The sequence below is a fragment of the Pseudomonas sp. HY2-MNA-CIBAN-0224 genome, assembly GCF_040310285.1.
Classification (GTDB): Bacteria; Pseudomonadota; Gammaproteobacteria; order Pseudomonadales; family Pseudomonadaceae; genus Aquipseudomonas; species Aquipseudomonas helleri.
In genome coordinates, this window is the sequence record NZ_JBEOPQ010000097.1 from 1 (window position 1) to 11,629 (window position 11,629).

The following is an 11,629-nucleotide window of genomic DNA, read 5'->3' on the forward strand; positions in this document are numbered from 1 at the left end:
CTTGCCGTCCACCCCTCTCACCTAACACCTTAACTCCAACGAAGACACAAGCGAGCTTGCCTCGCGATCTTTTGATTGTTTAAAAGATCGCGAGGCAAGCTCGCTCCTACAGGGCTGCCTTCGACGTCGAGGCGGTGTGGGCCGCCGTCAAAAACGGGATCAGTTCAGGCATGGGCAGCGGTTTGCTGATCAGGAAGCCTTGCACTTGATCGCAGCCAAAGTCGCGCAAAAGCGCCAGTTGCGCGCGGGTTTCTACGCCTTCGGCGACCACTTGCAAGTTGAGGTTCTGCGCCAGGTTGAGCATGGCGTGGACCAGTTTGCGGTTTTCTTCGCGGTCTTCCATGCCGCCGACAAAGCTTTTGTCGATCTTCAGCAGGGCAATCGGCAGGCTGTTGAGGTGCACAAACGATGAGAAGCCGGTGCCGAAGTCGTCCAGTGAGAAGCGCACGCCCAGCCGCCCCAAGGCGTCCATGGTCTGCTTGACCATGTCGCTGCGGCGCATGACGGCAGTTTCGGTCAGTTCAAATTCCAGCCAGCGGGCGTCGATTCCATGCTCGGCGATCAAGCGGCTGAGAGTGATCAGCAGTTTGCTGTCCTGGAATTGGCGAAACGACAAGTTGATGGCCATGTGTAAGGCCGACCAGCCGTTTTCACGCAGCACTTGCATGTCGCGCAGTGCGCGCGAAATAACCCAGTAGCCCAGCGGCACGATCAACCCGCTCTGCTCGGCCAGCGGCACGAATTCGCTGGGAGCCAGCAGGCCGCGATCACCATGGCGCCAGCGCACCAAGGCTTCGAGCCCGACAATATGGCCGGTGTCCAGGTCCAGGCGTGGCTGGTAGTGCAATTCCAGCTCGTCACGGCGCAAGGCGCGGCGCAACTCGCCTTCGAGGTCGGCGAGGCTGCGGGCGTTGCGGTTAATGCGTTCGTCGAACACGTGATACGTGCAGCCCTGAGTGCTTTTGGCCTGCTGCATGGCGATGTGCGCGTGCCACATCAACGGGTCGGCACCCGCGTTGGCGCGGGCATGGGCGATGCCCAGGCTGCAGCCGATCAACAGGCTTTCGCCGTCGATCCAGTAAGACTCGGCCATTACTTCAGTAATGCGTTCGGCCATCCAGGCCGCGCGCTCAGGGGCGCGGCGGGTGTCGATCAGCAAGGCGAATTCGTCGCTGCCCAAACGAGCCAGTTGATCGCATGCTTCGAGCCGGCTTTTAAGGCGCGCCACCACTTGCAGGATCAGGCGGTCGCCGGCCTGATGCCCCAAGGCGTCGTTGGCATGGCGAAAGTTATCGAGGTCCAGATGCCCCAGCGCGAGGCCGTGGCCATCATTTTCAGCCAGCCGCACGGCGAGCAGCGTTTGAAAGCCCTGTCGGTTGGCGATACCAGTCAGGGGGTCTTCTTTGGCCAGTCGGTGCAGCGTCTGTTCGAGGATGCCGCGTTCCTGCACGTGGCGCAGGCTGCGGCGCAGCACATCGGTGGTCAGGGTGGGGCGGACCCACCAGTCGCTGACACCCTGCGGCGGGGTCTCGGGCTCGGCTTCCAGCAACAAAACTGTGGATAAACGACACCGCCCTGCCGCAGGTTGCAGGGCTGGGGTGGTGAGCAACAACGCGTTGTGTGTGTGTTCGAACAGGAAGCTGACCGACTCCCAGTTCGGGGCACACATCAACTGGGCCGCGTTTCCCATGGGCGCCAGACACTCGCGCAATAACGCTGCCCAAGTCGGCTCTTTGGCCAGTAGCAGCAAACGCAAGGGTTCGACAGGCGTAGACAAGCTAGCTCCCTAGACTCTGCATAAATTCAGGCGATGGGCATTATGACGTGCCATTACGTAATGGCAAATGACACCCGTTATCAAATACACCCAGCAAACGCTTATCGAACGACTGACTTAAACGGTCAGGTATCCTGCGGCAAAGTAGCAAAAGCGGCAAATTTAGATAGAGGGCTACGTCACACTGTCGCAGAGTGGCAGCAATATCTGCTCAGCCTGTTAAAATGCCCGCCCTTTTTGCAAGCGATCTTTAATTTCGTCATGTCCCGACTCAATCCCCGGCAGCAAGAAGCCGTGAGCTACGTCGGCGGCCCTCTTTTGGTGCTCGCCGGTGCAGGCTCCGGCAAAACCAGCGTGATTACCCGAAAAATCGCGCACCTTATTCAGAACTGCGGCATCCGTGCCCAGTACATCGTCGCCATGACCTTTACCAACAAGGCGGCGCGCGAGATGAAGGAGCGCGTGGGCACGCTGCTCAAAAAAGGTGAGGGCCGAGGCCTGACGGTCAGCACGTTCCACAACCTGGGGCTGAACATCATCCGCAAGGAGCACGCGCGGCTGGGGTACAAACCGGGCTTTTCGATCTTTGACGAGGCCGACGTCAAGGCGCTGATGACCGACATCATGCAAAAGGAATACTCGGGTGATGACGGGGTCGACGAAATCAAGAACATGATCGGCTCGTGGAAAAACGACCTGATCCTGCCGCCTCAAGCCTTGGAAAATGCGCGCAACCCCAAGGAACAGACGGCGGCCATCGTCTACACCCACTACCAGCGCACGCTCAAAGCCTACAACGCAGTGGACTTTGACGACCTGATCCTGCTGCCAGTAAAGCTCTTTGAAGAGCACGCCGACATCCTCGAAAAGTGGCAGAACAAGGTGCGTTACCTGCTGGTAGACGAATACCAGGACACCAACGCCAGCCAGTATTTGCTGGTCAAGTACCTGATCGGCAGCCGTAACCAGTTCACCGTGGTAGGCGATGATGACCAGTCGATCTACGCCTGGCGCGGCGCCCGCCCGGAAAACCTGATGCTGCTCAAGGACGATTACCCGTCCTTGAAAGTGGTGATGCTGGAGCAAAACTATCGCTCCACCAGCCGTATTCTGCGCTGCGCCAACGTGCTGATTTCGAACAACCCGCACGCCTTCGAGAAGCAGCTGTGGAGTGAGATGGGCCACGGCGATGAAATTCGCGTGATTCGTTGCCGTAACGAAGACGCCGAAGCCGAGCGCGTGGCAGTCGAGATTTTGACCCTGCACCTGCGCACAGACCGGCCTTACAGCGATTTTGCGATTCTGTATCGCGGCAACTATCAGGCAAAACTGATCGAGCTAAAGTTGCAGCACCACCAGATCCCTTACCGCCTGTCGGGCGGTAACAGCTTCTTCGGGCGTCAGGAAGTGAAAGACCTGATGGCCTACTTCAGGCTGATTGTGAACCCGGACGACGACAACGCCTTCTTGCGGGTGATCAACGTCCCACGGCGTGAGATCGGTTCGACCACGCTGGAAAAACTCGGTAACTACGCCACCGAGCGCAAAATCTCGATGTACGCGGCCACCGATGAAATCGGTCTGGGCGAGCATCTGGACAGCCGGTTCACCGACCGCCTGGCCCGTTTCAAACGGTTCATGGACCGCGTGCGTGAACAATGCGCGGGCGAAGACCCGATTGCCGCGCTGCGCAGCATGATCATGGACATCGACTACGAGAACTGGTTGCGCACTAACAGCTCCAGCGAAAAGGCCGCGGACTACCGCATGTCCAACGTCTGGTTTTTGGTCGAGGCGTTGAAAAACACCCTTGAGAAAGACGAAGACGGCGCCATGACCGTCGAAGAAGCCATCGGCAAGCTGGTGTTGCGCGACATGCTCGAGCGCCAGCAAGAAGAGGAAGACGGCGCCGAAGGCGTGCAGATGATGACGCTGCACGCCTCCAAAGGCCTGGAATTCCCCTACGTGTTCATCATGGGCATGGAAGAAGAGATCCTGCCGCACCGTTCCAGCATCGAAGCCGATACCATCGAGGAAGAACGCCGACTGGCCTACGTGGGCATTACCCGCGCGCGTCAGACGCTGGCGTTTACCTTTGCAGCCAAGCGCAAGCAGTACGGCGAAATCATTGATTGTGCGCCGAGCCGCTTCCTCGATGAGTTGCCACCGGACGATCTGGCCTGGGAAGGCAATGACGACACCCCCACCGAAGTGAAAGCGGTTCGCGGAAATACGGCATTGGCCGATATACGCGCGATGTTAAAACGCTAAAATCGACTATTTTTTACTCTACCTTCAGCGCATAGGCGCTATTTGAGGACGTTACGTTGGAAGCACTGCACAAGAAAATTCGCGAAGAAGGCATCGTGCTTTCCGATCAGGTTTTGAAGGTTGATGCCTTTTTGAACCACCAGATCGATCCACAGCTGATGAAAGAAATCGGCGATGAGTTCGCGCGTTTGTTCGCTGATGCGGGCATCACCAAGATCGTGACCATCGAAGCCTCGGGCATTGCCCCGGCGGTGATGACCGGCCTGAACCTGGGCGTTCCGGTGATCTTTGCACGCAAGCACCAGTCCCTGACCCTGACTGAAAACCTGCTGACCGCGACGGTGTACTCGTTCACCAAGCAAACTGAAAGCACCGTGGCCATCTCGCCGCGTCACCTGAAAAGCACCGACCGCGTGCTGGTCATCGATGACTTCCTGGCGAACGGCAAAGCGTCCCAGGCGCTGATTTCGATCATCAAGCAAGCCGGTGCCACCGTGGCTGGCCTGGGCATCGTGATCGAGAAGTCGTTCCAGGGCGGCCGTGCCGAGCTGGACTCGCAGGGCTACCGCGTTGAGTCCTTGGCACGGGTTAAATCCCTGGCCGACGGCCAAGTGACGTTTATCGAGTAAAGGCACTGTGGGAGCGGGCTTGCTCGCGATGCTATACACGCGGTGCATCTGATTCATCGCGGCGATGCGATCGCGAGCAAGCCCGCTCCCACGGTTATCTCGCCGTCGCCTGCAACCCCGCCAGCAGCACGCGCTGATACACCTCTTCGCGCAGCCCGTCCGGGTCTGTGAGTTGCATGCGCGCCAGATGGTCGGGGAACGCCTGCGGCGACGGGGCTTCAAGGGTGGCCTTGCCGAGTTGGTAGAGCTGTGTGAGCTTGAATTTGCTTTTGAGCCAGTTCAAGGCGCGCAGTAAGTCTTGCTCCTGGGCGCTGAAATCGCTGCCCAGCGGGTACTCCGGGAATAAGTGCGGATGGCGGGCAGCAATCGCCTGCAAGCGTTCCGGGCTGTTGTCGGCAAAGCGCGGTTGCAGTTGAAAGTCTTTGGGTAGCTTGCCCACCTGCTGTGCCTGGGCGATCAGTTCGGTCTGGAAACGTGAGTCGGTGATGTTGAGCAGCGCCTCGATCACGTGCCGGTCGGTTTTGCCGCGCAAATCAGCAATGCCGTACTCGGTGACCACGATGTCGCGCAAATGGCGCGGGATCGTACAGTGGCCGTATTCCCAGACGATGTTGGAGCTGACATCGCCGCCCGACTCGCGCCAACTGCGCAGGATGATTACCGAGCGTGCATCGTGCAGCGCATGGGCCTGCGCGACAAAGTTGTATTGCCCCCCTACTCCGCTGAGCACACGCCCGTCTTGCAACTGATCCGCCACCCCGGCGCCCAGCAAGGTCGCGGTGAACGCGCTGTTCACAAAGCGCGCATCGCGGCGTTGCAGGCGCTTCAAGGCCTCTTGGCCATACAGCTCGTTGATGTAGCTGATGGCGGTCATGTTGAATTCGGCGCGCTTGCTGTGGGGCAGTTCGTTTAAGCGCTGGTAAAAATCCTGCGGCCCCAGCAGAAAACCGCCGTGCACGCTGATGCCATCGGTGTGCAGGCTTTCGTCGAGGGTGCCGGCGTTGGCTTGGGTCTGGCGTTCGACATCGGGGTACACCTTGCGCCGCACAATACCTGCGTCGACCAGCACCATCAGCCCGTGCACAAACATTTCGCTGCAGCCATACAGGCCCTGGGCGAAGGGCTCGACCCCGCCTTCGCGCTCAATCAGGCTGCGCCACGGACTGATGTCCAGGTCGTCGAGCAAGGCGCGATAACCTTCGCTGTCCGCCTGGCGTGCGAGCAACGAGGCGGTCAGCGCATCACCCATGGAGCCGATGCCGATTTGCAGGGTGCCGCCGTCACGGATCAAGGTGCTGGCATGGTGGCCAATAAAGTGGTCTTGCAGGCTGACCGGCATGCTGGGTGTGGAAAACAGCGTGGTGTGTTCTTCGTCGTCGATCAGCAGGTCGAAAGCCTCTGCATCGAGTTCTGAGTCGCCGGGCATGTAGGGCAAGTCGCTGTGGACCTGGCCGAGCAGCAGGATGGTTTCGCCCGCCTCACGGCGCTTGGCGATCATCGGCAGCAGGTCGAGGGTGATGTCCGGGTTGCAGCTCAGGCTCAGGCGATCCGGGGCCTGCGGGTTGCGGGCCACCAGTTGCGCCACTAGGTTCAAGCCGTTGGCGTTGATGTCGCGGGCGGCGTGGCTGTAGTTGCTGCTGACGTAATCCTGTTGCGCCGGCGGGCTGTTGAGCAGGCTGCCCGGCTGCATGAAAAACTGCTCGACGTTGATGTTGGGTGGCAGGCTGTCGCGGTGCAGGTCGGCGAGGTAATCCAGCTCGATATAGTCGCCAAACACGCGCTCTACGAACGGTTGCAGAAAGCGCTTTTGCAAGCCGTCGCCCAGCGCCGGGCGGCCCAGGCTCAAGGCGGTGTAGATCGTTAGTTGGCGTTCGGGCCGTTGCTTGATTCGCTGATACAGCGCGTTCACAAAGCGATTGGCTTTGCCCAGACCCAGGGGCAAGCCCAAGTGGATGTGGGTGGGCAGCCGAGACAGTGCTTCATCGACTGCGCGCTCGATCGAACAGGATTGCACCATCGGATCCTCCAGGAACTTGCGTGTCTAGCGAATAGACCGAGAGTGACCGGAGTTGGTTGCACAGCGCAAGGCGCAAACAGTTTCAACGTGTAGGAGCCAACTGCCTCGCGATCTTTTAAACCATCAAAACATCGCGAGGAAAGAGACGGCGGGGAGTTACAGGCCGGACATTTTCTGGATCGCGGCTTTAAGCTCGGCGTCGCTGCATTCGCCGCAGGTGCCTTTTGGCGGCATGGCGTTGAGCCCGGTAATCGCCTTGGCCAAGAGGCCATCCAGGCCGCCTTCTTTGTCGGCGCGGGCTTTCCAGGCGGCGGTGTCGCCGATTTTTGGCGCTTCCAGCAGGCCGATGCTGTGGCAGGCGGTGCAGTGTTTGGCAATCACGTCATCGGGGCTCATGCCGCCCCCGCTCGCGGCTGCGGTCGCGCCACCTCCACCCGCGGCACACTCCTGGCCCTGAATGCAGACTTTACCCACAGGCTCCAGGCGTTTTGCGATCTCATCAGCCGACGTTGTGGCCTGGGCGTTGGCAGCCCAAAGGGCCAATACTGTTGCTGGTACGGCCAGCATTTTCATAATTAGGTTCACGCGTACACCCTCAATGGTGGCTATTCACGCCCACAACCACGGTTTTGCAGGCGGCGAAAGTATACCGATTAGCCAGACGCACTGAAACAACCCTAATTTTAGAAGGGGAATAGGCATGGCCGATGAACGTTGCGGGCGCCGCCAGAGCTGTGCAGGGCGCCGCTTTGCTTAGAAGTTCGCGGGGGTGGCTGCGCTGATTAGTCGCGCCGCTACGTCGAACGGGTTGCGGAAACGGTGCGGTTTCGAGCTCTCGAAGTAGTAGCTGTCACCGGCTTCCAGCACGAACGTCTCCAGACCGACAGTCAACTCCAGGCGGCCCTCGACGAGGATCCCGGTTTCTTCGCCTTCGTGGGTCAGCATTTCATCCCCGGTGTCAGCGCCCGGTGGATAGATTTCGTTGAGGAAGGCAATGGCCCGGCTCGGATGCGCCCGGCCGACCAGTTTCATGGTCACCGCACCATCTGAGATGTCGATCAGCTCATTGGCTTTGTAGACAATCTGGGTCGGTTTTTCCTGAAGGATCTCTTCGGAAAAAAACTCCACCATAGACATGGGAATGCCACTCAGCACTTTTCTCAGGGAGCTTATGGACGGGCTCACGCTGTTCTTTTCGATCATCGAAATGGTGCTGTTGGTCACGCCGGCGCGCTTGGCAAGCTCGCGCTGTGACAAACCTTTGATTTTGCGGATGGATTGCAGTCGTTCACCGACGTCCAATGCAGGAGCCTCCAGGGATCAGATTCAGGTCAAGATGGCGCCATCATGGCGATAGTGTTCAGTATTTACAACACTTTGACTTGAAACCTGAGAGCCCGGTCGGCCCTGCATTTTGCATACAACCCATCAGCTCCCGGAATAGAGCCGTGGCACTCGTTTCAGGTTGCAAAAAATTTGGTAGGGAATGGTTTCAGCTTTTTCCGCGAGTTCGCTGGCAAGAATGTTTTTGCCCCACAACTCGACGGTCGAACCCAGACCGGCTTCGGGCACATCCGTGAGGTCGATGCACAGCATGTCCATCGATACACGGCCGAGCAATTGGCTGCGCTGGCCGGCCACCAGTACCGGCGTGCCGGTGGGTGCATGACGCGGGTAGCCGTCGGCATAACCCATGGCGACGACGCCGATGCGCATCGGTTTCGGGGTGATGAATTTTGCGCCATACCCTACTGGCTCACCGGCGGGCAGTTCGCGTACGCAAATGACTTTGGACTCCACGGTCATCACCGGTTGCAGGCGTGCGGCCAGTGGATGGTCTTGTTCAAAGGGGGTGGCGCCGTAGAGCATCAGGCCGGGGCGCACCCAGTCGCTCGGCACGCTTGGCCAGCCCAGAATGGCAGGCGAATTGCGCAAGCTGACTTCAGCAGACAAGTCGTCACGGGCCGCCAGGAACACCGCCACCTGCTCGACGCTGCGCAGGCTGTCCAGTTCATCGGCGCGGGCGAAGTGGCTCATCAGCACAATCTTCGCGACTTTGCCGCTGGCTTGCAGGCGTTGGTAAGCGCTTTTGTACTCGCTTGGGTGCAGGCCGACGCGGTGCATGCCGGTGTCGAGCTTGAGCCACACCTGAATCGGCTTGGCCAGTGTGGCCTGCTCGATAGCATCGAGTTGCCACAGCGAATGCACGACGCACCAAAAGTCATGTTCGACGATCAGCGGCAGTTCATCGGCTTCAAAAAAACCTTCGAGCAGCAGAATCGGCGCGCGAATACCGGCGGCGCGCAGTTCCAGTGCTTCTTCGATACAGGCCACCGCGAAACCATCGGCCTCGGCTTCCAGGGCTTGGGCGCAACGCACGGCGCCGTGGCCGTAGGCATCGGCCTTGATCACCGCGAGGGCTTTGGCCCCCGTCACTTCACTGGCCAGTTGGTAGTTGTGTCGCAGGGCTTGAAGGTCGATCAGGGCACGGGCTGGGCGCATGGCGGCAGGCTTCTAACGGCAGTTGAATAAAAAAACGGTGCGTACCGCGGCGTTAACCGCGTACCGCACCGCAAGAGGGACTTTGCTTGGCGACGGTGACGTTATGGCAGTGCAGCCACTACCGACAACTCCACCAGAATCTCGGGTTCGCACAGTTTGGCTTCTACGGTGGCGCGGGCCGGTTGCACGCCTTTTGGCAGCCACTTGTCCCACACACTGTTCATGCCCGAGAAGTCGGCATCAATGTCTTTGAGGTAGATGGTCACCGACAGAATGTGGCTTTTGTCGGTGCCTGCCAGGTCCAGCAAACGCTCGATGTTTGCCAGGGTTTCGCGGGTCTGCTGCTCAACCCCTGCGTTCATGTCGTCGCCGACTTGCCCGGACAGGTAAACGGTACCGTTATGAGCCACGATCTGGCTCATGCGTTCATTGGTGAGCTGGCGCTGGATTGCCATGTTTTGCAGTCTCCTGGTGGTTGCCGTAACGAGAAATATCGAGGCCTTCGGCGCTGATTTGTGGGGTCTTTTTGGCCATCACGTCAGCGAGGAAGCGACCAGAGCCGCACGCCATGGTCCAGCCGAGTGTGCCATGACCGGTGTTCAGGAACAGGTTTTTGAACGGGGTCGCGCCCACAATCGGTGTGCCGTCCGGGGTGGCTGGACGCAGGCCGGTCCAGAAACTGGCCTTGCTCAAATCGCCGCCCTGAGGGTAAAGATCGTTGACGCACAGTTCCAGGGTTTCGCGCCGTTGTGGCTTCAGCGACAGGTCAAACCCGGCGATTTCCGCCATGCCGCCGACGCGAATGCGGTTGTCGAAACGGGTGATCGCGATCTTGAAGGTTTCGTCCAGAATGGTCGAGGTCGGGGCCATGGCCGGGTTGGTGATCGGGATGGTCAGCGAGTAACCCTTGAGCGGGTAAACCGGCGCCTTGATACCCAGCGGCTTGAGCATTTGTGGCGAGTAGCTGCCCAGGGCCAGCACGTAGCGGTCAGCGGTTTCGAGCTTGCCGTCGATCATCACGCCATTGATGCGATCGCCTGCGTAGTCCAGGCGCTGAATGTCCTGGCCAAAGCGGAATTCGACACCCAGTTGAATGGCCATTTCAGCCAGGCGGGTGGTAAACATCTGGCAGTCGCCAGTTTGGTCATTCGGCAGGCGCAAGGCGCCGGACAGAATGTTGGTGACGCTGGCCAGCGCCGGTTCAACACGGGCGATGCCTTCACGGTCGAGCAGCTCAAACGGCACGCCCGACTCTTTGAGTACGGCGATGTCTTTGGCTGCGCCGTCCAGTTGCGCCTGGGTGCGGAACAGTTGCGTGGTACCGAGGTTGCGGGCCTCGTAGGCAATGCCGGTTTCTGCGCGCAGTTCATCGAGGCAGTCACGGCTGTACTCGGACAGACGCACCATGCGCTCTTTGTTCACGGCATAACGGCTGGCGGTGCAGTTGCGCAGCATCTGCGCCATCCACAGGTATTGGTCGATGTCGCCAGTGGCCTTGATCGCCAACGGTGCGTGGCGCTCCATCAGCCACTTGATGGCTTTGAGCGGCACGCCCGGCGCGGCCCACGGTGAGGCATAGCCAGGTGAAACCTGGCCGGCGTTGGCAAAGCTGGTTTCCATTGCCACGGCAGGCTGACGGTCTACCACGACCACGTCGAACCCGGCTCGGGCCAGATAATAGGCGCTGGCTGTGCCAATCACGCCGCCACCCAATACCATAACGCGCATATTTTTATCCCTCATCGCGGCCCGCCGCAGACGTTTATTATTCAAAGCGAAGATGCGCGCAGTATAAGAAGCTTTAGCCAGTGAGTTTCACTGTATAACCAGCTATATTTGGCGACAATTCTCGGCCAAAACGCTTTTGACAAAGGAGAATCTCCTATGCGTACAAATCACCAAACAAAGCGTGAATTAGACAAGATCGACCGCAATATTTTGCGCATTCTGCAGGCCGACGGGCGCATCTCGTTTACCGAGCTGGGCGAGAAAGTCGGGCTGTCGACCACGCCCTGCACCGAGCGCGTACGCAGGCTGGAGCGCGAAGGGATCATCATGGGCTACAACGCCCGGCTCAACCCGCAGCACTTGCAAGGCAGTTTGCTGGTGTTTGTCGAAATCAGCCTCGACTACAAGTCTGGCGACACTTTTGAAGAATTCCGACGCGCCGTGCTGAAACTGCCCCACGTGCTGGAGTGCCACCTGGTGTCCGGTGACTTCGACTATTTGGTCAAGGCGCGGATCAGCGAGATGGCCTCGTACCGCAAACTGCTGGGCGACATTTTGCTCAAGCTGCCCCACGTGCGGGAGTCCAAGAGCTACATCGTGATGGAAGAAGTCAAAGAAAGCCTGAACCTGCCGATTCCGGATTGAGGCTGTAGGAGCGAGCTTGCCTCGCGATCTTTTAACGGTCAAAAGATCGCGAGGCAAGCT

10 protein-coding genes are annotated in these 11,629 nt (G+C 59.3%); 3 read left to right on the plus strand and 7 right to left on the minus strand.

Translation table 11 applies throughout. From position 1 onward, the window contains the following. Positions 1–106: 106 nt before the first annotated feature. Positions 107–1,777: a putative bifunctional diguanylate cyclase/phosphodiesterase gene (locus tag AAEZ03_RS24715; protein ID WP_350582239.1), complete on the minus strand. Its 1,671-nt coding sequence runs from the start codon at positions 1,775–1,777 to the stop codon at positions 107–109. Between the two features lie 261 nt (positions 1,778–2,038). Between AAEZ03_RS24715 and rep the strand changes: the two genes are divergently transcribed. Together rep and AAEZ03_RS24725 are read left to right on the plus strand one after the other, a co-directional pair. Then, positions 2,039–4,048, plus strand: coding sequence for a DNA helicase Rep (rep, locus tag AAEZ03_RS24720; protein ID WP_048372620.1), 2,010 nt, complete (start codon positions 2,039–2,041; stop codon positions 4,046–4,048). Between the two features lie 56 nt (positions 4,049–4,104). Further along, positions 4,105–4,677 (plus strand): xanthine phosphoribosyltransferase, encoded by a 573-nt coding sequence (locus AAEZ03_RS24725; RefSeq protein ID WP_048372530.1) that lies wholly within the window; start codon positions 4,105–4,107, stop codon positions 4,675–4,677. A 94-nt stretch (positions 4,678–4,771) separates the two neighbouring features. Here AAEZ03_RS24725 and AAEZ03_RS24730 read toward each other — a convergent pair whose 3' ends face one another. From AAEZ03_RS24730 to dadA, 6 genes are all read right to left on the minus strand, one after another. Continuing rightward, the gene (locus AAEZ03_RS24730; RefSeq protein ID WP_350582243.1) at positions 4,772–6,694 is read right to left on the minus strand and encodes an acetyl-CoA hydrolase/transferase C-terminal domain-containing protein; all 1,923 of its coding nucleotides are present in this window, start codon (positions 6,692–6,694) and stop codon (positions 4,772–4,774) included. A gap of 156 nt (positions 6,695–6,850) precedes the next feature. Then, the gene (locus AAEZ03_RS24735; RefSeq protein ID WP_048387143.1) at positions 6,851–7,267 is read right to left on the minus strand and encodes a c-type cytochrome; all 417 of its coding nucleotides are present in this window, start codon (positions 7,265–7,267) and stop codon (positions 6,851–6,853) included. A gap of 180 nt (positions 7,268–7,447) precedes the next feature. Continuing rightward, positions 7,448–7,996, minus strand: a complete 549-nt coding sequence (locus tag AAEZ03_RS24740) for a cupin domain-containing protein (RefSeq protein WP_048372525.1) — start codon at positions 7,994–7,996, stop codon at positions 7,448–7,450. Positions 7,997–8,122: 126 nt separating this feature from the next. Then, entirely contained in the window at positions 8,123–9,196 is a 1,074-nt protein-coding gene (gene alr / locus AAEZ03_RS24745; RefSeq protein WP_350582246.1) for an alanine racemase, read from the minus strand. Positions 9,197–9,297: 101 nt separating this feature from the next. Further along, entirely contained in the window at positions 9,298–9,651 is a 354-nt protein-coding gene (locus AAEZ03_RS24750) for a RidA family protein (protein ID WP_278938648.1), read from the minus strand. Beyond that, complete coding sequence (gene dadA / locus AAEZ03_RS24755; protein WP_153327554.1) at positions 9,623–10,924, minus strand: D-amino acid dehydrogenase; 1,302 nt, start codon at positions 10,922–10,924, stop codon at positions 9,623–9,625. Before dadA ends, AAEZ03_RS24750 begins: the two co-directional genes overlap by 29 nt. Positions 10,925–11,080: 156 nt before the next feature. Here dadA and AAEZ03_RS24760 point away from each other — a divergent pair, with 156 nt between their 5' ends. Next, on the plus strand, positions 11,081–11,569 hold the full coding sequence (locus tag AAEZ03_RS24760; RefSeq protein ID WP_003437842.1) for an Lrp/AsnC ligand binding domain-containing protein: 489 nt from the start codon (positions 11,081–11,083) through the stop codon (positions 11,567–11,569). Positions 11,570–11,629 lie beyond the last annotated feature (60 nt).

Bases quoted from the DNA above. Each gene is read 5' to 3' on its own strand.
- AAEZ03_RS24730 (WP_350582243.1), bottom strand. From the start codon at position 6,694: ATGGTGCAATCCTGTTCGATCGAGCGCGCAGTCGATGAAGCACTGTCT.
- AAEZ03_RS24760 (WP_003437842.1), top strand. From the start codon at position 11,081: ATGCGTACAAATCACCAAACAAAGCGTGAATTAGACAAGATCGACCGC.
- alr (WP_350582246.1), bottom strand. From the start codon at position 9,196: ATGCGCCCAGCCCGTGCCCTGATCGACCTTCAAGCCCTGCGACACAAC.
- AAEZ03_RS24750 (WP_278938648.1), bottom strand. From the start codon at position 9,651: ATGGCAATCCAGCGCCAGCTCACCAATGAACGCATGAGCCAGATCGTG.
- rep (WP_048372620.1), top strand. From the start codon at position 2,039: ATGTCCCGACTCAATCCCCGGCAGCAAGAAGCCGTGAGCTACGTCGGC.
- dadA (WP_153327554.1), bottom strand. From the start codon at position 10,924: ATGCGCGTTATGGTATTGGGTGGCGGCGTGATTGGCACAGCCAGCGCC.
- AAEZ03_RS24735 (WP_048387143.1), bottom strand. From the start codon at position 7,267: ATGAAAATGCTGGCCGTACCAGCAACAGTATTGGCCCTTTGGGCTGCC.